Here is a 21,735-nt window from a genome sequence, read left to right as displayed (position 1 = left end):
TAATATGACATTAACGCCAATGGATATTCATAATAAGGAGTTTAGTACCAAGCTTCGTGGATATGATTCCAAGCAGGTAGATAGTTTTTTAGATCGAATTGTTGATGCATATGGGGATGCACTTGATCAAATTGTTGATTTAAAAAATGAAAATGTTGAATTAAAGAAAAAAGTTGATAAGTTTGAAAAAGTAAAAGATTCAATTAATGAATCTTTAATTTCAGCACAAGAAAATGCTGAAGAAATTAAGAAAAGAACAAATAAAGAAGCTAAAGAAATCATCCAGAAGGCTAATCAAGATGCCGATGATATACTTAAAAAGGCACAGGAGGATGGCGATAAAAAGAAAGCAGAGCTCCAAAGTCAGTATGATACTTTGAATCATGATTATGATTTACTCAAAGCAAAAGTTGAAGACTTTAGAGAAGCTATCCAAGGTATGTTAAAAGATCAGATAAAAGAATTAAGTGATTCTGATTGGCAATACTACCTTGATAAGTATTATGGTCGCTCCCGTCTTTATCCAGCAGATGGATCTCAACCTTTAGAAGATGCACCAATTCCTGATGGGCCAATGGATGACAATGTTCAATCAACTGAAGAAAATGTAGTGGCATCTAATCCAGAGGTTGACAATAATGCTGTAAATGAAGTAAACTCTGTTCAAGAAAAGGAAGATAATACAGAAGTTTTAGCTGGAGATAGTCCAGTTAAAGAGACTATGCATGCGACAGAAGAGAATACTGAACGTCGTGATGGCCCAGTGATTATTTTCCCAGATGATTTAAAAGATAACTAAAATTTAAGTCGACAGTACCAACAAGTAGACATCTTAGCGAGTTAGTGATGGTGAAAGACTAACATTCGTCGAAAGTTAATCAGCTGCCAATTGACTTAAACGTTTTTCTGTACGATACACAGAAAATAAGTGGAATAGAATATTTTTATTCTATTCAATTTAGGTGGTACCACGAGAAGCTTCGTCCTATTTAGGATGGAGCTTTTTTTGTTAAGAAAGGATTTTTTATGAGAGTCAAAGATACATTAAATTTAGGCAAGACTAAATTTAAAATGCGCGGTAATCTTCCAGTACGTGAAGCTCAATGGCAAAAAGAGTGGGAAGAAAATAAATTATATGAACAAAGATTAAAGCTTAACGAAGGTAAACCTCGTTTTGACCTTCACGATGGCCCTCCATTCGCTAATGGTAATATTCATATGGGACACTCTCTAAACAAGATTTCCAAGGATATTATCGTTCGCTTTAAGAATATGAATGGTTACTATGCTCCTTATGTTCCTGGTTGGGATACTCATGGACTTCCAGTTGAGCAACAATTAGCTAAAAAGGGCGTTGATCGTAAAACTATGGATCGTGCAAAGTATAGAGAGCTTTGCCGTCAATTTGCCGAAGAACAAGTTCAAAAGCAAATGGCAGATTTTAAACGCCTTGGCGTAATGGCAGATTGGGATCACCCATACATCACATTGCAACCTAAATTTGAAGCTGAAGAAATTAGAGTCTTTGGTGAAATGTTCAAAAAAGGTTACATCTACAAGGGTAAAAAACCTGTTTACTGGTCATGGTCAAGTGAATCAACTTTGGCTGAAGCAGAAGTTGAGTACCATGATATCAAGTCACCAAGAATTTATGTTGCTTTTCCAATTGAAGATGGAAAGGGAATTTTAGATTCTGATACTTCTTTAGTAATTTGGACTACTACTCCTTGGACTATTCCAAGTAATGTCGGAATTACGGTAAATCCAAAATTCGATTACTCAGTTGTTGAAGTTAACGGTAAAAAGTACGTAATTGGTGCTGACCGACTTTCAGCAGTTGCTGAAGATTTAGGTTGGGAAGACTATAAGGTTCTTAAGACCTTAAAGGGTACTGATTTTGATCGTATGACTTACAAGCATCCTCTTTATGGTAAAACTGGCTTAGGCGAATATGGTCTAGTTATGAATGATACTTACGTTACTGATGATGACGGTACTGGTTTAGTTCACAACGCTACTGGTTTTGGTGAAGATGACTACAATGTTGGGCGTCGTTATGGTTTACCAGTATTTGGCCCAATGGATGCGCAAGGTAGATTCACTAAGGAAGTTCCAGATCCAGACCTAGTTGGTATGTTCTACGACGATGCTAACAAAATTGTTGCCGATAAGCTTGAAAAGGCTGGAGCACTCTTAAAACTTAGTTTCTTTACTCACTCATATCCACATGACTGGCGTACTAAGAAACCTGTTATCTACCGTGCAACTACTCAATGGTTTGCTTCAATTGATAAATTTAGAGATCAAATTTTAGCAGAAATTGAAAAAGCTGACTTTATTCCTTCTTGGGGTAAAACTCGTCTTTACAACATGATCAAAGATCGTGGTGATTGGGTAATTTCTCGTCAACGTGCATGGGGGGTTCCACTTCCAATTTTCTATGCAGAAGATGATACTCCAATTGTTACTCCAGAAACAATTGAACACGTTGCTAAGATCTTTGAAAAGGAAGGTTCTAACGCTTGGTACACTCACACTGCAGAAGAATTACTTCCTGAAGGATTTAAGTCAGAACACTCACCAAACGGTAAGTTTAGAAAAGAAACTGATATCTTAGATGTTTGGTTTGACTCAGGCTCATCCTGGGCTGGTGTAATGCAAGAAAGAGACGGTTTGGGCTTCCCAGCAGACTTATACCTTGAAGGTAGCGATCAATATCGTGGTTGGTTTAACTCAAGTTTAATTACTTCAGTTGCCGTAACTGGAAAAGCACCTTATAAGCAAGTTTTATCACAAGGATTTGTGTTAGACGATAAGGGACATAAAATGTCTAAGTCATTAGGTAATGTAATTTCACCTAATGATGTAATCAAGCAAATGGGTGCGGAAATTATTCGTTTGTGGGTTGCAGGAGCAGATACTACTTCTGACGTTGCAGTTTCTCAAGATATCTTACGTCAATCTGCTGAAAGTTACCGTAAGATTAGAAATACTATGCGCTTTATGCTTGCAAACACTTCTGATTTTGATCCTAAGCAAAATTCAATTGCTTACCCAGATATGTCTGGTGTTGATCAATACATGGAAATCAAGTTGAATCACTTGATTGAAGAAGCTATTGAAGCATACAATAAGTTTGATTTTAATAGTGTTTATAAGAAGGTATTCAGCTTTATTTCTAATGACTTATCAGCATTTTACTTAGATTTTGCCAAGGATATTCTTTACATTGATCCAGAAAATAGTGAAACTCGTCGTTCAATGCAAACTGTAATTTACGACGTATTAGTGAAGTTAACTAAGTTGATGACACCAATTTTGCCACATACTATGGAAGAAGTTTGGGGCTACTTAAAGGAACCAGAAGACTACGTTCAACTTGCTAACATGCCAGAAGTAGAACATTTTGCTAATGAAGATGAAGTTTTAGCAGACTGGAACGACTTCATGAAGGTTCGCTCAGATGTTTTGAAGGCACTTGAAGAAGCACGTAGTGCCAAGGTAATTGGTAAGTCATTTGAAGCACACGTTACTCTTTATCCAACTGAAGAAACTAAGGCACTTCTTGATAAATTAAATGCAAATATCAGACAAATCTTGATTGTTTCTGATTTAACTATCAGTGATGAACAAGCTCCTGAAAATGTTGAGAAGTTGCCAACTGCTTCAATTGTAGTAGAACACGCTGCTGGTGAGGTTTGTCCAAGATGTCGTCGTACTACAACCGATGTTGGTAGTGACACACGCTTCCCAGAATTGTGTGCACGTTGTGCAGCTATTGTTGCTGAAAACTTTCCTGAAGCAGAAAAAGAAGGCTTAGAAAAATAATGCGTAAAGGTACTGTTAAACAATTCGATTCAAATTCTGCGTATGGATTTATTGAGGATGATCTAACTCATTCATCCTACTTTGTTTTTTATAAGTCAATCAAAGAAGAAGGCTATAAAAAACTTGATGTAGGTCAAAGAGTTCGTTATCAATTAGCGCAAGGAAAAAAAGGTCTACAATGTATCAATGTTTATGTTGATCATGACTAAAAGGAGAAATTAAGTGAATCTGAGAGAAACTGAAATCTCGAATAAGCCCATTTTTGAAGGTAGGCTTATCGACTTAAATGTCGAGACTATTAGTCTACCTAATGGAAAAACAGCTACTCGTGAGATAGTTAAACACCCGGATGCTAGTGCAGCAATTGCTATCAATGATGACAAAAAGATGTTGCTTGTAAAGCAGTGGCGTGAGCCTATCAAACAATTAACTTTGGAGATTCCGGCAGGTTTAATTGATGAGACAGATGCATCCCCTCTTGATGCGATGAAAAGAGAGCTGAATGAAGAGGGCGGCTATAAGGCAGAATATTGGGAAAAAGTAAGTGAGTTTTACACGTCTGTAGGTTTTTGCGATGAAAAAATTCATTTATTCTATTGCGATACTTTGTCGAAGATTGAAAATAAGCGTCCTCTTGATGAAGATGAATTTTTAACCCAAGAATGGTACAGTCTCCCTGAATTGAAGCAGTTAATTGCTTCTGGAAAAATTATGGATGCCAAGACTGTAATGGCGATTACATTTTGGGAAAATATGATTTTAACAGGAAACCAAAGCAATGACTGAAAAACGAGCAGATTATCGTAAGAAGCAACGACAAGAAAAAGTTAAAAATATTTTTGATAAATTTAAACGTAAAAAAAAGAATGATCAGTCACTTGATGTAGTAGATCAAAATACAGAAACTAAAGGTCATTCAGAATTTGAACCACGAGAAAATTCTTCTCTTGAAGAAGAGCGTGAAAATAAAATTAGTCGTTTAAAGAAACGGTTGAATTATGCAATTTTAATTGTTGTCGTTTTGCTAGTTATAATTTTGTTCGCTTTATTTAAACTTTAAATTTAGAGGTAAAAAATGAAAATTGCAATTATTGTCCCAATGGAAGAAGAAGCTAAGTTCTATAAAAAGCACTTCAAATCTGAAACTAAAGAAACCTTTGGTACAACTGAATTTGATCATTTTTCAGTAAATGGAAATGACATTTACTTGGGGCTGAGTGGAATTGGTAAAGTTAACGCGGCTATGAACTTGTCTAGTTTATTAACTAAAGAAAAGATTGATGTAATTTTTATGACTGGTTCTGCTGGTTCATTACAAGAAGATGTTAAAAGGAAAGATCTAATTTTACCTAATAAATTTATGTATTATGACGCTCATAATACTAGTGCTGGTAATTATGTTGAAGGTCAAATTCCACAGGAACCTGCAGGATACACATTAGATAATGTATTTCGTACCAAATTTGCATCATATTTAAAAGATCAAAATATACCTTTTAAAGAAGGGTTAATTGTAACTGGTGATAGCTTTGTAGCTTCTGAAAACCAAAAGGATGAGATTAAAAAGAATTTCTCTGATGCGCTTGGAGTAGAAATGGAAGGTGCGGCATTTGCGCAAGTTGCAAGACACTTTAATACTCCGCTAGTCGCAATTCGTGCTATTTCAGACAATGGTGACGCTAATGCTGACAACGACTTTGACAAGTTTGTTAAAGAAGTTGGAGCTAAGGCTGCCAGTGTAATTTCATCTTATCTTGAAGAGACAGTTTTAGATTAAGATATGATAGACTAAGTTCATCTGAACTTAGTCTATTTTTTATGTTAAAATATAATAGCCACTTCCAAAATGTAAGAAAGATAAAGAGGTATATGTATAACATGACTAGAAAAAATATATACTTGGATAATGCGGCAACTACGCCAATGGATCCAAAAGTTATTGAAAAAATTAGTAGTGAGATGACCAATGATTTTGGGAATGCTTCTAGTCAACATGCATTTGGACGTCAAGCACGTCAGGTAGTTGAAACAGCTCGCCACCAATTAGCAGAAACGATTAATGCTCAAGATAAGGAGATTATTTTTACTAGTGGTGGATCTGAAAGCAACAATAATGCTATTTTCGGAACAGCGCGTGCTAGAAAAGATATTGGAAAGAAAATTATTACGACCAAGATTGAACATCCTTCTGTTTTGAATCCAATGAAACGCTTAGCCAAAGAAGGATATGAAATTGTATATCTTGATGTAGATGAGACTGGTCACATTAACTTGGATGACTTAAAGAAAGAATTAACACCAGATACAATCTTAGTTTCAATAATGGCAGTTAATAATGAAGTTGGCTCAATTATGCCTCTAAAGGAAATAGGAGAATTAGTAAAAGATTCCAATGCCTATTTCCATGTTGATGATGTGCAAGGTTTTGGGAATATTGAAATTGATGTTAAAGAAATGAACATCGATTTATTATCAACTTCTGCTCATAAAGTTAATGGTCCAAAATTTTTAGGTTTTCTTTATGAAAAAGATGGCTTAAAAGTAAGCGACTTGCTTTTAGGAGGAGAACAAGAGTTAAAACGTCGACCAGGTACTGAAAATGTTCCAGGAATTGCAGGCTTTGGCGTAGCTGCTCAAGAATTAAACGAGATGGATAAGAAGCAGCTTCAAGAAAAATACAAAAACTTCCAGAAGATAATTTTAACTGCACTTGATCAAAATAATATTGATTATGAGATTAATGGCTCACTTGAAGGAGCAGTCTCTCACCATGTTTTAAACTTATGGCTCAAGGGTGTAGGGACATATTCTGCCTTAACTAATTTAGACTTAAATGGATATGCGGTTTCTGGTGGTTCTGCATGTACTGCCGGTTCTCTTACACCTTCTCACGTCTTAGAAGCAATGTACGGCGAAGATTCTCCTCGAATTGCAGAATCTATTCGAATCAGTTTTGGTCGTTTTAACACAGAAGATGAAGTTAAGAGCTTTGCTGAAAATCTAGTTAAGATGTGTCAGCGATTAAGTAAGTAATTAACAAGTTCTAACCAGCTTTTGGCTAGAACTTGTTTTAATGTATAATGATTATTGAAAATCATATACTTGACACTTACAAAAAATAAGATAATAATATTGAGAGTGATATTTTTATGGCAAATACAGTAATTATTAATGGCGATAACCGTAAATTTACGATTAATCCAGAAATTAAGCGTTATGCTTTAATTGATGCAGGTTTTACAAAGACAAAGCGTGGAAATTTCATGTACAAGCATCCCTTGTATAATGAGTCTCCTTACAATGCTACCTGTCAATTGAAGTTGACAATTAATGAAGATTTAGATCATTTAACAATGGTAGTCACTGATACTAATGGCTTGCAAAAGGTTAATATTTTTAAGAATAAACAATTGGCACCCATGGTTGAACTGCTTGACTTCATTTTAAAGGATCTTGAAGATCGTCAGATTATTGCACCTTGCTAAAAGGAGAAAAAGATAAAATGGTAGATAACAGCAAAATTAGAGTCGTTGTTGGTATGAGTGGTGGAGTTGATTCTTCAGTTTCTGCACTTTTACTCAAACAACAAGGCTTTGATGTTGTCGGCGTCTTCATGAAGAATTGGGATGATACTGATGATTCCGGAGTTTGTACGGCAACTGAAGATTACGAAGATGTAAAAAAAGTTGCAGATGAAATCGGCATTCCTTACTATTCTATTAACTTTGAAAAGGATTACTGGGAGAGAGTATTTGAGTATTTCTTAAATGAATACAAAAAAGGCAGAACTCCAAATCCAGATGTAATGTGCAATAAAGAAATAAAATTTAAGTCATTTTTAGACTTTGCAATGGATCTGGATGCAGATTATATTGCAATGGGTCACTATGCCGCAACGAAAGTTGATGAAAATGGCGTTGTGCATATGATGCGTCCAAAGGATGGTAATAAGGACCAGACTTATTTCTTAAGTCAACTTTCACAAGATCAATTGAAAAAGGTAATCTTTCCACTTGCTAATTTAACTAAGCCACAAGTGCGTGAAATTGCCATTGCTGCCGGTCTTGCAACTGCTAAGAAGAAAGATTCAACTGGAATTTGTTTCATTGGTGAACGTAACTTTAGAAAGTTCTTGAGTGAGTTTTTACCAGCTCAATCAGGAAAGATGATTACTCCTGATGGTAAAGTAGTAGGTGAGCATGCTGGTTTGATGTACTATACTATTGGTCAAAGATCTGGTCTTGGTTTGGGTTCAACCAAAGAATCAACAGATCCTTGGTTTGTAGTAGGTAAGGACTTAAAGAAGAACGAATTAATTGTTGAGCAAGGATACGATAGCAAGCTTTTATATGCTACTAGCTTAGATGCAAGTGGTGTTTCATTCTTCACTGGTCAGCCAGATCATGATGTTGATTTGAAGTGTACTGCTAAGTTTAGATACCGTCAACCAGATGTTGGTGTTACTATGCATTATCATGCAAAGGATAACACAGTTCATGTTGAATTCGACGAGCCAGCACGTGCCGTTACTCCAGGACAGGCAATCGTTTTCTATAATGGTGAAGAATGCCTAGGTGGAGCTACGATTGATCGTGCATATCAAAATGAAAAGCAATTACAATTAGTATAGTTTAAGAGAAGTCGCTTTGAGGCTTCTTTTTTATTTTTATAAACTGTTATTTTCTCCCTTTAAAACTTATAATAGTAATAAAAGTGGAGGGATAAGCAAATTATGCAATTATATTTTGTAAGACATGGAAAAACAAAATGGAACTTAGAAGGGCGCTATCAAGGTGGTAGTGGTAATTCACCTCTTTTGCCTGAAAGTTATGAAGATATTAAGAAATTAGCTGAATATCTAAAAGGAACAAAGTTTAGAGCCTTTTATTCTAGTCCCTTACAACGTGCATTAACAACTGCTGTGATGCTTAGAAATGATATGGGAATTACTGTACCAGTCGTTGTTGACGACCGTTTAAAGGAGTTTAATTTAGGAGATCTGGAAGGAATGAAGTTTGTTGATGCTGAAAGTCAATATCCAGATCAAATAAAAGCATTTCGTTATTTTCCTGATCGTTATGACCCATCAACTTTCCATGGTGAAAATTTTGACCATATGATAGAACGTGGAAAGAAATTGATTGCTGATATTGTAAAAAGATATCCTAACAAGGATGATAAAGTATTATTAGTAAGTCATGGAGCTGCTCTGTGTGCCTTAATTAGAACTTTAGAGGGTTATGATATTGCCGATATTAGAAAGCGTGGCGGTTTAACTAATACCAGCCTTACCATTCTGGATACTGAAAATCACGGGAAGACTTTCAATGAAGTAGCATGGAATGAAACTAGCTACTTAGATCGAAAGATTACTAGTAGGGATACAATTTAAAATGGATAAAAAAATAGCCAACTTATATGATGCTGGCAAGGTTGATGATGCCATACACTTATTAATCGAAAAAATAAATGATAGTCCTAAAAATATTGAAAATTATCTACAACTATCAACTTATTTAATTGAACAAAATGCTGCTGATCAGGCTTTAGAATTATTAGAAAAAGCTCGTGGTCTTGTTGATCAACCCGAGGCTTTAACTTATAACATTGCTGTTTGCTATTATATGCAGGGAGAATTTGCTAAATCGCTAGCTTTGCTTAATTCGATTCCTGATGATGAAGAGACCATGTATCAAAAAGCTTTGATTTTTATGAAGTTAGGTCAATATCAAAAGGCTCTGGCTTATGCCTTAACTTTAAAAAATCAAGATGAGAGAACGTTAGAGCTGCTTGGTGATATTTGGCTTAGCTTAGGTGATCTAAAATCTGCTAATCAAACTTATAGTCAAATTATAAAAGACCAAAGGAACGCAAAAGTTAACTTTTTGCTAGGCTTAACTTTATTTGATACTAATCCTGATAAGGCAGAGAGTTACTTTAAATTATCAAAAGAGCAGGATCCTAAATATTTTGCACAAGCACAGAAGCAATACAATGCTGTAGCAAAATTGATTAGAGGTAAAAATGGCAGAAACTAGTTTTACTGGACGAATTAATGGAATTGTTTTTGAAAATAATCAGGATCTTTTCAAAATTGTTGATGTAGACCTGATTAGTAAATTACCGGATTATGATCGTGAAAATATCCGTGTAACTGGAAATTTTGGTGATATTCAGATTGGATCGACATATAAGTTTGTCGGTCAAATTGTGGTGCATGAAAAATTCGGTAAACAATTTCGTATTAGTTCATATGAACCAGTTTTACCACATGAAGAGGGAAGTCTGGCAAAGTATCTAAGTTCTGATAAATTTCCTGGAATTGGTAAAAAGGCTGCTGAGAAAATTATTGATAGTCTGGGCACGAATGCCTTAGACTTAATTAAGTCTAATCCGACTGAAATTGAGAATCTTGATTTAACGCAAAAACAAAAAGACAGTTTATTGTCTGGCATTAATCAAATGGATTCTTTTTCAGAAATTGTTATTAAGCTAGCCAAATATGGAATTAACAAAAAAATTGCAGGTAATATTTATAAAGCCTATCATGGAGATTCCCTAAAAAAACTTGAAGCAGATCCTTATCAAGCGGTTGGTGAAATTAGAGGTTTCGGTTTTAAGACAGCAGATAATATTGGTCAAGCACTTGGAATTGAATTAAATGATCCAAGAAGAGTTAGGGGCGCAATTTTAAGTATTTTGCAGACTGCTTTAAGTACATTAGGAGATACTTATGTAGCACTCGAGGACTTATTAACTCAAGCATATGAATTGATTCAGGCAAGTTCTTATGATGATTTAGCAAATAGCGTGAATGAACTTCAGCGACAAGGCAAAGTAGTTGTCTCAGGCGATAAGGCAGCCTTACAAGGAATTTTTCAAACTGAACTTGATATTGCCAATGAATTAAAGCGTCTAGTCAAAAATCAGGTGGAAAAAGAAGAGTTCAGCGATAAAAAAATTGAGCAGGCAATTAATCACGCTGAAGAAGAGCTTGAGATTAAGTATGACGAAACTCAAAAGACTGCGATTAAAAATGCTTTAAATAATCCAATTTCAATTCTTACTGGTGGACCGGGTACTGGTAAAACAACAATTATCAATGGAATTTTGATGTGCTTAAAGGAACTTGCTGAGATTCCAAGTGGAGCTTTATATAGTGAAGATCCACCATTTTTATTAGCGGCACCAACTGGTCGAGCAGCTAAGAGAATGAGTGAAATTACTGATATTTCTGCTAAAACTATTCACCGTTTGTTAGGACTAGGTATTGGAGAAAACGATGCAACCGATGTTAATGAATTAAATGGTGAAATTTTAATCATTGACGAGATGTCAATGGTTGATATGTTTTTGTTTAAGCAGTTGCTATCGGGTATTAATTCAACAAAAAGAATTGTTTTTGTTGGGGACCAAGACCAGCTACCTTCGGTTGGAGCAGGAAATATTTTTAGTGACCTGATTAGATCAGAAGCTTTTCCAACTACTAGATTGCAGGTAATTCATAGACAGGGAGAAGACTCGTCAATTATCAAGCTAGCTCATGCAATTAATGAGGAAGATGCTGAACAGATAATTTTTAATAAAACTAAAAACTATTCTTTTATTCCGTGTCAACCAAGTTTAGTTGGAGATGCAATTGATCAGATTGTTAATTTGGCTATTAAGCGTGGGTTTAAAAAGGACGATGTTCAAGTCCTGGGAGCTATGTATAATGGTCAAGGCGGAATTACCCACTTGAATGATATCTTGCAAGACGTGATGAATCCGATGTCTTCTAAAACCAAGGTAATTGAAGCGCATAATGAAAGTTTTAGAATTGGTGATCGGATATTACAATTGCAAAATAATCCCGAAAAGGATATTTATAACGGCCAGATTGGCAAAATTATTGGACTTAATCCTGACGATAAGGCGAAGATATTGATTGCTGATTTTGATGGTCGAGAAATAGAATTTAACGTTAAAGATTTAAATGACATTACTCGTGCTTATGCCATTACGATTCATAAATCACAGGGATCAGAATTTCCTTTAGTTATTTTGAATCTTACTATGCAGAATTATATGATGTTGAGACGTAATTTACTCTACACGGCGATTACTCGTGCTGAGAAAAATCTGGTTATGGTAGGAGAAAAGAAGGCCTACATTATGGCCTTACGTACCCCAGGCAATGACCGTAAAACAGATTTAGCTTCTAAAATCAGGCATGAACTAGGACTAAAAGAAGTTGTTAAGCATGATTCTAAGGTAAATACTGAACCAGAGCAGGTTCAAACTGAAGTTAAGGAAAAAACTAATGAACCTAAAAATTATATCTTAACTCCGGATTTAATATATTCTGGTAAAATTGATCCAATGATTGGAATGGAAGATATAGAATTAAAAGCAAGGGACTAGCAAAAAAGCCAACTCATTTTGAGTTGGCTTTTATATTTACCTTAAAAGATTAAAGTGATCAACTTTAAATTTTAAATGGAATTTTCTATTATTCAATTCCTCTCCATCAAGCTGACCATATTCTGATTGATAAGTTTTAACTTCGATTTCAGAAGCTTCAAAATAATGAAACTGATTGCTATTCATATGTGATCCATTAATTAAAAGCTTAGAGAAGAGATACAAAAATTTAAATATGTTAGGCTTTTCAACAATTGCAATGTCCAATTTTCGATTATGAATATTAGCAATTGGTAAAATTGGAACACCACCACCAAAATAGGGATGGTTAGTTGTAGTAACTAGGTATGCGTGATCATAAGAATAAGTATGATTATTGGCTGAAATCTTGACCCTAAAATTATCTTGTCCTTTGAGTGCTTGAGCAATATTTATTCCGTAAGTTAAGTTTCCACGATTTATCTTATTAAACTTAGTTTTGAGCTTTGAGTGATTGGTTTTGTTAACTACATATGCATCAAAGCCAATTCCTAAATTATTAACAAAATATTTTTCTTCGCCTGTAATTAAGTCCTGATACCTACCGCAATCGACTTTTGTAACTGTTGGGTGATTTTTTAGATGCTTGATAAATTTTAAAGGATCATCTTGAAGCTTAGCTGCTCTAGCAAAATCATTTCCAGTACCTGCTGGAAAATAGGCTAGGGGAGTATCAGGATAAAGTGAATTTTTTATGCCATTCAGGGCTTGGTTTAAAGAACCATCGCCCCCAATGACAACAATACATTCGTGATTATTCTGGATGTCATTAGCTGTCTTAGTCGCAATTGGAACCAGTTGTCCAGGATAAGTAGAAATTTGAACGTCATATACTACTTTTTCATCTTTTAAAATAGTTTCAATTTCTTTCAAGGCTTTTTCGCCTTTATTACTTCCAGATTTTAGATTTACAAGTAAATGAATTTTTTTCATTATTAATAGCCTAACTTATATAAAAATAAGCCCCGGATGGGGCTTATCTTATTTCTTTTCAATTAGCATTGGCAAAATCATTGGTCTTCTTTCAGTCTTCGAATATAAGAAATCTTGAAGATTCTCAATAATTGCTTTTCTAATCTCATTTTCTTTTGGTTGTGGGTCTTTAGCCATTTCTGTCTTAAGAATATGGTAGACATGCTTTTGTGCTTGACTGATTAATTCAGTTGATTCACGCATGTAAACAAAACCACGACTCAAAATATCTGGTCCAGCTAGAACACGTTGGTGTTTATAGTCAACAGTTGCTACTACGACTACAAGACCTTCTTCAGCTAAAATTTGACGATCACGAACAACAATATTACCAACATCATCGCTACCAGAAGTGTCAACGAAGACATCTGGAATATTAATGTGACCAGCGATTCTTGATGAATCCTTAGTTAAAGCAAGAACATCACCATTTTTCAGAACGAAAGTGTGATCTTTTGCCATTCCAGTAGATTGAGCAGTTTCAGTATGAACGACCTGCATTCTATATTCACCGTGAACAGGAATGAAGTATTCAGGTTTTGTTAGCTCAATCATCATCTTTTGTTCTTCTTGACCAGCATGTCCAGAAGTGTGGACGTTATGAATCTTACCATGAACAACATTAGCACCAGCTTCAGTTAATTTATTAATTAAATGGTTAACACTAGTGGTGTTTCCTGGAATAGGATTAGATGAAAAGATTACTGTATCGCCTGGCTGCAATGAAATTTGACGGTGAGTTCCATCTGCAATTCTTGAAAGAGCAGCAAGGGGTTCACCTTGGGAACCAGTACATAGAATCATTGCTTTTTCAGGTGGAGTATGGTTAATTTCATTAGCATCGACTAAAGTTCCTTCAGGAATATCTAAGTAGCCGAGATCAATACCATTTTGAACTCCGTTTTCCATTGAGCGACCAAAGATTGCAACTTTTCTTCCAGTGTCGACAGCTGCTTTGATAGCAGTTGATACACGATAAAGGTTAGAAGCAAAGGTTGCAAAAATAATTCTGCCTTTAATTCCAGTAATGATATCGTGTAAGGAATGAGCAACAAATCTTTCTGACTTTGTAAAAGTTGGAACTTCAGCATTAGTTGAATCAGATAAGAGGGCAAGTACGCCTTCTTGACCTAATTTAGCCATCTTTTGGAAGTCAGGAGCAGGTTGGTTCATTACTGGAGTTAAGTCAAATTTGAAATCTCCTGTAAATACTACTGCACCTTCTGGAGTATGAACTGCAATTCCTAAAGTATCGGGAATTGAGTGGGTTGTTCTAAAGAAGCTAACAGAAAGCTTATCAAACTTCAAAACAGTATCTTCATGCTCTTCATGAAGTTCACTAGAATTTAAAATCCCATGTTCATCAAGTTTCCCGCGGATTAAAGCGAGAGCAAATGGTGTTGCATAAACTGGGATTTCAGGAATCTTCTTTAAAAGGTAAGGGATTCCACCAATGTGGTCTTCATGTCCGTGAGTGACAACTAATGCTTTGATTTTCTTTCTATTCTTAATTAGGTAAGAATAGTCTGAGATAACATAATTAATTCCCATCATATCGTCTTCTGGGAATTTGATACCGCAGTCCATGATGATGATCTCATCTTGGTACTCAACGCAGTACATATTACGGCCGATTTCGCCTAGACCCCCTATAGCGAAAACGCCGACTTCGTTATTCTTTAATTTCAAGGTCGTTATTTATCTTCAGATTTGAAAGTTGTCAGCTTAAAATCTGGACTTTGCTTTTCATAAGCAAGTGAGTTTCCAGTTAATTCTTGGATGAGTTCAATGTTGTAGGGGGTATTATCCTCAACCATAGTTCTTGCTGCAACTACATTATCTGCTTCTAAAAAAAGAGTTTTAGTAGTTTCTCTTCTTGGATTAACGATCTGGTCTTTTTGGTATAAAACTTTGTAGATCATTTCTTATAATCTCCTTATATTTAAAACGTTCAAAAAAACTTCTGCGCAAAACCGCAGAAATTCATAGCTATTAAAATTTTATCATAAACTTACTTTTAAGTATACCAATTTACTTCATATATAGCATGGAAAAAGGCGATAGAACATCGTGTCCTAACGCCTAGTTTAAAAATTCAAAAGCTAGTTTTTAAGAAATAACAATGGTATCTTCGGCTAAATCAAAAGGATTTTGCTTATTGATGCGGTCATAGAATAGGTGACCGTTTAAGTGGTCAATTTCATGAGAAGCAACAATTGCTGGATAATCCTTTAAACGGATTGTTTTTTCTTCGCCATCAACTGTGTAGTAGCGAATTTTCAACTTATCAGGACGAGGAACGTAGCCTTCAATATCTTTATCGACACTTAAGCAACCTTCTCCTTCTGCAAGACAAGCCTTTCTAACTGATTCAGAAAGAATCTTAGGATTAACGAATACTTCTTTGAAGATAATTTCACCTTTGTCATTTGGAACTAAAAGAGCAGCCATTTGGATGCTTTTACCAACTTGAGGAGCAGCTAAACCGACACCTGCTCTTAATTGATGCTTTTCAGCAATTTTAGGGTCTTGAGAGTTAATTAAATATTGCATCATTTCATCAGCTAGTTCCTTGTATTCATCAGCTAATGGGAAGGTTAAAGGCTTAGCAACTTGTCTTAGGACAGGGTTGCCATCGCGCGTAATATCATGCATTAAAATCAAAATAGATATCTCCTTAATTTTTAAATTTGCTATGAATATGATAACAATTGAAAGAAAAGACGGCAATAATCGAAGTTTTTGGTATAATATTTTTGTTAAAAATAAACAGTTCACAGCTTGTACTTCCGTTGACGGCATTATATTTTTAGAGTAGAATTGTAAAACGAAACTATAGAGATATAAAGCTTCAATAACTGCATTATTATTTTGCATAAGAGAGCTGTGACTGGAGTCACAGTTTTTTTATGAAGTTCGGGGAGGAATTTCTTTTGCAAAGAAGAGACGATATTAGAAATATTGCCATTATCGCACACGTTGACCATGGTAAGACTACTTTGGTTAACCAATTATTAAAACAATCAGATACATTGCCAGAGCACATGAACCTAGAAGACCGTGCAATGGACTCCAATGCTATTGAACGTGAACGTGGTATTACTATCTTATCTAAGAATACTGCTGTTAAGTACGGTGATACTACAATCAACATTTTGGATACGCCAGGACACGCTGACTTCGGTGGTGAAGTAGAACGTATCATGCACATGGTTGACGGATGTTTATTGCTTGTTGATGCTTACGAAGGTACTATGCCACAAACTCGTTTTGTGCTTAAGAAGGCCTTAGAAGCTGGTGTTAAGCCAATCGTAGTTATTAACAAGATTGACCGTCCAGGTGCTCGTCCAAAGGAAGTATTAGATGAAGTTCTTGAATTATTTATCGAATTAGGGGCAAGCGATGAACAACTTGATTTCCCAGTTGTTTACGCATCTGCTTTAAATGGTACTTCTTCATATGATTCAGACCCAGCTAAGCAAGAAGAAACAATGGATCCTATTTTTGATACTATTGTTAAGAACATTCCTGCTCCAGTTGATAACTCTGACGAACCTTTACAATTCCAAATCACTATGCTTGATTGGGATGACTATGTAGGTCGTATCGGTGTAGGCCGTATTTACCGCGGAAAAGTTAAAGTTGGTGACAACATCACTGTTATGAAGCGTGATGGTTCAACTCAAAACTTCCGTGTTACTAAATTGTTTGGTTACTTCGGTTTGAAGCGTAACGAAATTCAAGAAGCAAAGGCCGGCGACATTATTGCTATTTCTGGTATTAATGATATTTACGTTGGTGAAACTATTGCTTCTGCAGACAAGCCTGAAGCGTTACCACTTCTTAAGATTGATCCACCAACTCTTCAAATGGATTTCGTTGCAAACGACTCACCATTTGCAGGTCGTGAAGGTGATCAAGTTACTCCTAAGAAACTTGAAGATCGTTTGATCCGTCAAACTCGTACTGATGTTTCTTTGAAGGTTGAACCAACTGATCAATTAAATGCTTGGACTGTTTCTGGTCGTGGTGAATTGCACTTATCAATTTTGGTTGAAGAACTTCGTCGTGAAGGCTTTGAATTACAACTTTCACGTCCTAAGGTTATTTACCGTGAAATTGATGGTCAAATGTGTGAACCATTTGAAGCAGTTCAAGTTGATACTCCAGATGCATACGTAGGTTCAGTTATCGATTCTCTTTCACAAAGAAAAGGTGAAATGAAGAATATGGAATCTACTGGTAATGGTCAAACTAGACTTGAATTCTTAGTTCCATCACGTGGTTTGATTGGTTACAACAATGAATTCATGTCTCAAACTGCTGGTTACGGAATTATGAACCATACTTTTGATTCATACAAGCCTGTAGTTAAGAACTGGGAACCAGGTCGTCGTAACGGTGCTTTGGTTTCAATTAACCAAGGTCAATCAACTACTTACTCACTTCAATCAGTTGAACAACGTGGTGAATTATTCATCGGTGCTGGTGTTGAAGTTTACGAAGGTATGATTGTTGGTCAATCATCACGTGAACGTGATATTGCTGTTAACGTAACTAAGGGTAAGAACTTAACTAACACCCGTGCAGCAGGTAAGGACCACTCAGCTTCAATTAAGACTCCTAAGACTATGACTTTGGAAGAAGCTATCGAATTCTTGAATGACGATGAATACTGTGAAGTAACTCCAGAAAGCATTCGTTTACGTAAGAAGATCTTAAACACTAACGAAAGAAAAAAGGCAGATAAGAAGCGTAACAAGTAGTTAAATTCTTATTTGATTTTAAAAGTAGCTCAATTTTATTGAGCTACTTTTTTTTATATGTAAAGGTAGTGATATAATAAGAAAGATTATTTAACTAAAGGGGCAGGTATATCGTGCGACAGAAATTAAGATACTTAGACTATAGCATCTTGATCCCATACCTTATTTTGTCAACCATTGGGGTTATCATGGTCTATTCAGCAAGCTCAGATATTTTGTTAGTAAATGGCTTTTCACCTAGTGTATATATGAAAAGGCAAATTATATATTTTATTGCTGCAGTTCTATTCTTTGGAATCCCATGTTTTGCTTTAAAATTAAAAGTATTCAAAAATAGAAAATTTGTTATGTCTTATTTAGGCGTTTCATTTTTAATGCTATTGTTTTTGATTGTTCTTAAAGTAATTAGTCATGGAAAAGCTGCTGTTAACGGAGCAGTTGGTTGGATTAACTTGGGCTTTATCAATATTCAGCCTGTGGAAGTAGCTAAATTATCTTTGGTATTGTATTTAGCATTTGTCCTCTCAAGACGTGATGGAAAGTTTATTCCAGGTCAAATTTGGCATAATTTATTTGGGCCAACGGTTATTTCATTTGCGATGATTGGGCTAGTTATTTTAGAGCCAGATTTTGGTGGATCAGCTATTTTGTTCATGATCGTATTTGTGATGTACAGTGTTTCTGGTATTCCAACTAAGTTAGCCGTTTATTGGCTTATTGGGCTTTTTGTTGGAATTGTTTTACTAATGCTAGTTCTATTAGTTTGGACACCCGGCTTTATTAAAGATTCTTATCAGTTCCAGCGGTTACTAGCTTTTGTTCATCCATTTAAGCTAGAAAAAACTGGTGGTGCTCAGTTAGTTAATTCCTATTATGCAATTCATAATGGTGGTTTATTTGGGGTTGGTTTAGGTAACAGTATGCAAAAGCGGGGTTACTTACCAGAGCCATATACTGACTTTATTTTGTCAATTACTGCTGAAGAATTAGGTGTAATTGGGGCAATTGTTATTATTAGCCTCTTGTTTTTCTTAATGTGGCGTATTATGGAAGTCGGAATCCATGCTGATTCACAATTCAATGCTTTAGTTTGCTTTGGTGTCGTAACCATGATCTTTACTGAAACGCTCTTTAATGTTGGAGCAGTTTTAGGTCTATTGCCAATTACTGGGGTAACCTTGCCATTTATTTCTTATGGTGGGTCCTCAATGATAGTTTTAACTGCTGCTTTAGGTTTAGTCTTAAATATTTCCGCTGCTGAGAAGAAAACATTGATAGAAAGTAGGAGTGTACTTTGAGTTTGGTTTTTAAAGATGAGCCAAATAATAAAATGACTGCGCGCACGCAGCTAATTGTTTGGCTTTATCAAATTAGCGATCAATACAAGTTACGCCGGTTTGGCAATATTATTTATTTTTCGCGTAAGAATAAGTATGTAGTTCTATATGTAAGTTCAGAATATGCATCTAAGGTAATCGCTGAACTAAAAAGTAAGAATTATGTACAGTCAGTAGAGACATCTAAAACTGATGAGCTTGACTTTTCTGCTGAACATGAAGAAGAAATGATGCGTGATTTGAAGGAAAAAGCAGAAAAATTACGAGAAGAAAACGAGGATTTACGGGTTTGAGAATTATTGCAGGAAAATACGCTAAACGTAATTTACACACTTTAAAAAGTAATGCAACACGGCCAACAAGTGATAAGGTAAAGGGTTCTTTGTTTAATTCTTTAGGTCAATTTTTTGATGGCGGTCAAGTGCTTGACCTCTACGCAGGAAGTGGAGCTTTAGGAATTGAAGCTGTTTCTCGTGGCTATGATAGTGCAGTTTTAGTTGATATTAGTGGACAAGCCTGCCAAGTTATTAGGAAGAATGTCGAGTTAACTAAAGAAGAGGATAGATTTAGAGTTTTAAAATGTAGTGATAATCGTGCAATTAAGATTTTGAATGAGGAAGGGAAAAAATTTGATTTAATCTTTCTTGACCCTCCCTATGCTAAGCAAAAGATTGTTAAGATTATGACTAAATTGCTTGAAAATGATCTATTAAATGCTAATGCGCTTATTGTAGCTGAAACCGATGAGCATGATGAATTACCAGAAGTTCCTGGTTTTGTCATTGTTAAGGATCATCAGTTAGGAAGAACAAAAGTAAAAGTTTATAAGAGGGATTAAAATGACAAAAGCAATTTTTCCTGGAAGCTTTGACCCGATAACCAATGGACATGTTGAAGTTGTCGAAGCAGCAGCGAGAATGTTTGAAAAACTGTATGTGGTGATTATGACTAACACCAGCAAGAGGTATCTTTTTAATGAAAAAGAAAGACTAGACTTAGCTAGAAAAGTTTTCGAAAATGATGACAATGTTGAAGTAATTGCTCGTCCCGCAGAATTAACCGTTGAAGTAGCGCATGAGCTTGATGCAGGAGCTATTGTTCGCGGCTTGAGAAATACGGCCGATTTTAATTATGAACGTGATATTGCTGGAATTAACAAGACATTAGATCCAAACTTAAATACAGTTTTATTATTTACCCGTCCCGAAGATAGTTTTATTTCCTCAAGCATGATTAAAGAAACTGTATTTTTTGGCGGAGATGTTTCAACTTTAGTTCCAAATCCAGTTGCAGTTGCTTTGGAAGAAAAATTGAGGAATCAAAACAATGAAGAAAAATAAAAAGATAAAATTTTGGCTGCTTGGAATAGCAGCATTTTTAATAGCAGTCGTCTTTTGTTTGTGGCCTACTCAATACTATATTGAAGCTCCAGGTGAGGCTTTTCAAATTAGTAAGTATGTCAAAAGCACTAAAAAGGCCAATCCTAATTTTTATCTCGTAACTGTGAGTGAACGACCTGCAGTTATGATTGACTATTTGACTAGTTTCCTGAGGTCGGCGGATAGTCGTTATTCAAAAGCCGAATTAATGGGAACGTCAAGTAGTGCTGAATATAATCAAATGCAGCAGTATTACATGGAAACTAGTCAGAATAATGCGATTTATTATGCTGCAAAAAAAGCAAATGTCCCTCATCGACAAGAATTTTTAGGCGTTTATGTGATGGAAATTATGAAGAATTCAACTTTTAAAAATAAACTAAAAGTTGGAGACGTCCTAGTTAGCGTAAACGGTCAAAAATTTAAGTCTAGTCAAGATCTGATTAAGTATGTTTCTTCTCTAAAAGACAAAAAGGTGAAGGTAGAAGTTATTAGAGAAAATAAGCATTTAACTTTTTCTGGAAAAACTGTAAAACTAGCGGGAACAAAACGTTATGGAATTGGCATTCAGTTAGTAGACCATACTCAAGTAGTGACAAAGCCTGCAGTTAAGATCGACGCTGGCGATATTGGCGGCCCTTCAGCTGGGTTGATGTTTACGCTTGAGTGCTATCAATTATTTACTGGTAAAAATCTTAGTTCTAAGAAGATAGCTGGTACTGGCACAATTGATAATGATGGTAAAGTGGGGATGATTGGCGGCGTTGATAAGAAAGTAATAGCAGCTAGTCGACAAGGAATGAAAGTCTTTTTTGCGCCAACTGACCAACCAGAAGGCGTTAAAAAGAGTGAAACAAACTATGCTGAAGCAGTAAGAACAGCAAAGAAGATTCACACTAAGATGAAAATTGTTCCTGTAGCCCGTTTTGAAGATGCACTAAATTATTTAGAAAAATAAATTGAAAGCAGCAAAAAAATTGCTGCTTTTTTTCGTAATAAATAATGAGGTGA

The 21,735-nt window shown here is 35.4% G+C and carries 22 protein-coding genes; 18 read left to right on the top strand and 4 right to left on the bottom strand.

The window, feature by feature from the left end; all coding sequences use genetic code 11:
* The first annotated feature begins 4 nt into the window (after positions 1-4).
* The 12 genes from QM512_RS04740 to recD2 all read left to right on the top strand — a co-directional run bounded on the left by QM512_RS04740 (position 5) and on the right by recD2 (position 12,231).
* Positions 5-799, top strand: a complete 795-nt coding sequence (locus tag QM512_RS04740) for a DivIVA domain-containing protein (RefSeq protein WP_282806363.1) — start codon at positions 5-7, stop codon at positions 797-799.
* Positions 800-1,026: 227 nt separating this feature from the next.
* Positions 1,027-3,828, top strand: a complete 2,802-nt coding sequence (gene ileS / locus QM512_RS04735; protein ID WP_282806362.1) for an isoleucine--tRNA ligase — start codon at positions 1,027-1,029, stop codon at positions 3,826-3,828.
* Entirely contained in the window at positions 3,828-4,037 is a 210-nt protein-coding gene (locus QM512_RS04730) for a cold-shock protein (protein ID WP_282806361.1), read from the top strand. Before ileS ends, QM512_RS04730 begins: the two co-directional genes overlap by 1 nt.
* Positions 4,038-4,050: 13 nt before the next feature.
* Complete coding sequence (locus QM512_RS04725; RefSeq protein WP_282806360.1) at positions 4,051-4,614, top strand: NUDIX hydrolase; 564 nt, start codon at positions 4,051-4,053, stop codon at positions 4,612-4,614.
* Complete coding sequence (locus tag QM512_RS04720) at positions 4,607-4,888, top strand: hypothetical protein (protein WP_282806359.1); 282 nt, start codon at positions 4,607-4,609, stop codon at positions 4,886-4,888. The genes QM512_RS04725 and QM512_RS04720 overlap by 8 nt, the downstream gene beginning before the upstream one ends.
* A gap of 15 nt (positions 4,889-4,903) precedes the next feature.
* Entirely contained in the window at positions 4,904-5,605 is a 702-nt protein-coding gene (locus tag QM512_RS04715) for a 5'-methylthioadenosine/adenosylhomocysteine nucleosidase (RefSeq protein WP_282806358.1), read from the top strand.
* Between the two features lie 101 nt (positions 5,606-5,706).
* Complete coding sequence (locus QM512_RS04710) at positions 5,707-6,861, top strand: cysteine desulfurase family protein (protein ID WP_282806357.1); 1,155 nt, start codon at positions 5,707-5,709, stop codon at positions 6,859-6,861.
* Positions 6,862-6,977: 116 nt separating this feature from the next.
* The gene (locus tag QM512_RS04705) at positions 6,978-7,313 is read left to right on the top strand and encodes a DUF1831 domain-containing protein (RefSeq protein WP_282806356.1); all 336 of its coding nucleotides are present in this window, start codon (positions 6,978-6,980) and stop codon (positions 7,311-7,313) included.
* Positions 7,314-7,330: 17 nt separating this feature from the next.
* Entirely contained in the window at positions 7,331-8,458 is a 1,128-nt protein-coding gene (mnmA, locus tag QM512_RS04700; RefSeq protein WP_282806355.1) for a tRNA 2-thiouridine(34) synthase MnmA, read from the top strand.
* 102 nt (positions 8,459-8,560) lie between these two features.
* Positions 8,561-9,220 carry a histidine phosphatase family protein gene (locus QM512_RS04695; RefSeq protein ID WP_282806354.1) on the top strand — a complete coding sequence of 220 codons (660 nt, stop codon included), beginning with the start codon at positions 8,561-8,563 and terminating at the stop codon, positions 9,218-9,220.
* Position 9,221: 1 nt separating this feature from the next.
* Positions 9,222-9,866: a tetratricopeptide repeat protein gene (locus QM512_RS04690; RefSeq protein ID WP_282806353.1), complete on the top strand. Its 645-nt coding sequence runs from the start codon at positions 9,222-9,224 to the stop codon at positions 9,864-9,866.
* Complete coding sequence (recD2, locus tag QM512_RS04685) at positions 9,853-12,231, top strand: SF1B family DNA helicase RecD2 (protein ID WP_282806352.1); 2,379 nt, start codon at positions 9,853-9,855, stop codon at positions 12,229-12,231. Before QM512_RS04690 ends, recD2 begins: the two co-directional genes overlap by 14 nt.
* A gap of 36 nt (positions 12,232-12,267) precedes the next feature.
* On the opposite strand, the gene QM512_RS04680 is transcribed toward recD2, so the two are convergent.
* From QM512_RS04680 to def, 4 genes are all read right to left on the bottom strand, one after another.
* Positions 12,268-13,203 (bottom strand): diacylglycerol/lipid kinase family protein, encoded by a 936-nt coding sequence (locus QM512_RS04680; protein ID WP_282806351.1) that lies wholly within the window; start codon positions 13,201-13,203, stop codon positions 12,268-12,270.
* Between the two features lie 48 nt (positions 13,204-13,251).
* Positions 13,252-14,931, bottom strand: a complete 1,680-nt coding sequence (gene rnjA, locus QM512_RS04675; RefSeq protein WP_282806350.1) for a ribonuclease J1 — start codon at positions 14,929-14,931, stop codon at positions 13,252-13,254.
* 5 nt (positions 14,932-14,936) lie between these two features.
* Positions 14,937-15,164 (bottom strand): DNA-dependent RNA polymerase subunit epsilon, encoded by a 228-nt coding sequence (locus tag QM512_RS04670; protein WP_003648621.1) that lies wholly within the window; start codon positions 15,162-15,164, stop codon positions 14,937-14,939.
* Between the two features lie 187 nt (positions 15,165-15,351).
* Positions 15,352-15,906 carry a peptide deformylase gene (gene def / locus QM512_RS04665; RefSeq protein WP_282806349.1) on the bottom strand — a complete coding sequence of 185 codons (555 nt, stop codon included), beginning with the start codon at positions 15,904-15,906 and terminating at the stop codon, positions 15,352-15,354.
* Positions 15,907-16,151: 245 nt separating this feature from the next.
* On the opposite strand from def, the gene typA reads away from it, so the two are divergent.
* From typA to QM512_RS04635, 6 genes are all read left to right on the top strand, one after another.
* Positions 16,152-18,008 (top strand): translational GTPase TypA, encoded by a 1,857-nt coding sequence (gene typA / locus QM512_RS04660; RefSeq protein ID WP_049149733.1) that lies wholly within the window; start codon positions 16,152-16,154, stop codon positions 18,006-18,008.
* Between the two features lie 113 nt (positions 18,009-18,121).
* Positions 18,122-19,306: an FtsW/RodA/SpoVE family cell cycle protein gene (locus QM512_RS04655; RefSeq protein WP_282806348.1), complete on the top strand. Its 1,185-nt coding sequence runs from the start codon at positions 18,122-18,124 to the stop codon at positions 19,304-19,306.
* Positions 19,303-19,638, top strand: coding sequence for a YlbG family protein (locus QM512_RS04650; RefSeq protein WP_282806347.1), 336 nt, complete (start codon positions 19,303-19,305; stop codon positions 19,636-19,638). Before QM512_RS04655 ends, QM512_RS04650 begins: the two co-directional genes overlap by 4 nt.
* Positions 19,635-20,183, top strand: coding sequence for a 16S rRNA (guanine(966)-N(2))-methyltransferase RsmD (gene rsmD / locus QM512_RS04645; protein ID WP_282806346.1), 549 nt, complete (start codon positions 19,635-19,637; stop codon positions 20,181-20,183). The genes QM512_RS04650 and rsmD overlap by 4 nt, the downstream gene beginning before the upstream one ends.
* 1 nt (position 20,184) lies before the next feature.
* Positions 20,185-20,685, top strand: a complete 501-nt coding sequence (gene coaD, locus QM512_RS04640) for a pantetheine-phosphate adenylyltransferase (protein WP_282806345.1) — start codon at positions 20,185-20,187, stop codon at positions 20,683-20,685.
* The gene (locus QM512_RS04635; RefSeq protein ID WP_282806344.1) at positions 20,672-21,682 is read left to right on the top strand and encodes a SepM family pheromone-processing serine protease; all 1,011 of its coding nucleotides are present in this window, start codon (positions 20,672-20,674) and stop codon (positions 21,680-21,682) included. The genes coaD and QM512_RS04635 overlap by 14 nt, the downstream gene beginning before the upstream one ends.
* Positions 21,683-21,735: the final 53 nt, after the last annotated feature.

The organism is Lactobacillus isalae (assembly GCF_947539375.1).
Classification (GTDB): domain Bacteria; phylum Bacillota; class Bacilli; order Lactobacillales; family Lactobacillaceae; genus Lactobacillus; species Lactobacillus isalae.
This window is presented reverse-complemented; position numbering and strand designations above follow the sequence as displayed.

Excerpts from the sequence above, each read along its gene's own strand:
- QM512_RS04705 (WP_282806356.1), top strand. The coding sequence starts at position 6,978 with ATGGCAAATACAGTAATTATTAATGGCGATAACCGTAAATTTACGATT.
- ileS (WP_282806362.1), top strand. The coding sequence starts at position 1,027 with ATGAGAGTCAAAGATACATTAAATTTAGGCAAGACTAAATTTAAAATG.
- QM512_RS04690 (WP_282806353.1), top strand. The coding sequence starts at position 9,222 with ATGGATAAAAAAATAGCCAACTTATATGATGCTGGCAAGGTTGATGAT.
- QM512_RS04695 (WP_282806354.1), top strand. The coding sequence starts at position 8,561 with ATGCAATTATATTTTGTAAGACATGGAAAAACAAAATGGAACTTAGAA.
- QM512_RS04730 (WP_282806361.1), top strand. The coding sequence starts at position 3,828 with ATGCGTAAAGGTACTGTTAAACAATTCGATTCAAATTCTGCGTATGGA.
- QM512_RS04670 (WP_003648621.1), bottom strand. The coding sequence starts at position 15,164 with ATGATCTACAAAGTTTTATACCAAAAAGACCAGATCGTTAATCCAAGA.
- QM512_RS04740 (WP_282806363.1), top strand. The coding sequence starts at position 5 with ATGACATTAACGCCAATGGATATTCATAATAAGGAGTTTAGTACCAAG.
- coaD (WP_282806345.1), top strand. The coding sequence starts at position 20,185 with ATGACAAAAGCAATTTTTCCTGGAAGCTTTGACCCGATAACCAATGGA.
- recD2 (WP_282806352.1), top strand. The coding sequence starts at position 9,853 with ATGGCAGAAACTAGTTTTACTGGACGAATTAATGGAATTGTTTTTGAA.
- QM512_RS04715 (WP_282806358.1), top strand. The coding sequence starts at position 4,904 with ATGAAAATTGCAATTATTGTCCCAATGGAAGAAGAAGCTAAGTTCTAT.
- mnmA (WP_282806355.1), top strand. The coding sequence starts at position 7,331 with ATGGTAGATAACAGCAAAATTAGAGTCGTTGTTGGTATGAGTGGTGGA.
- typA (WP_049149733.1), top strand. The coding sequence starts at position 16,152 with ATGAAGTTCGGGGAGGAATTTCTTTTGCAAAGAAGAGACGATATTAGA.
- QM512_RS04635 (WP_282806344.1), top strand. The coding sequence starts at position 20,672 with ATGAAGAAAAATAAAAAGATAAAATTTTGGCTGCTTGGAATAGCAGCA.
- QM512_RS04680 (WP_282806351.1), bottom strand. The coding sequence starts at position 13,203 with ATGAAAAAAATTCATTTACTTGTAAATCTAAAATCTGGAAGTAATAAA.
- QM512_RS04710 (WP_282806357.1), top strand. The coding sequence starts at position 5,707 with ATGACTAGAAAAAATATATACTTGGATAATGCGGCAACTACGCCAATG.
- QM512_RS04720 (WP_282806359.1), top strand. The coding sequence starts at position 4,607 with ATGACTGAAAAACGAGCAGATTATCGTAAGAAGCAACGACAAGAAAAA.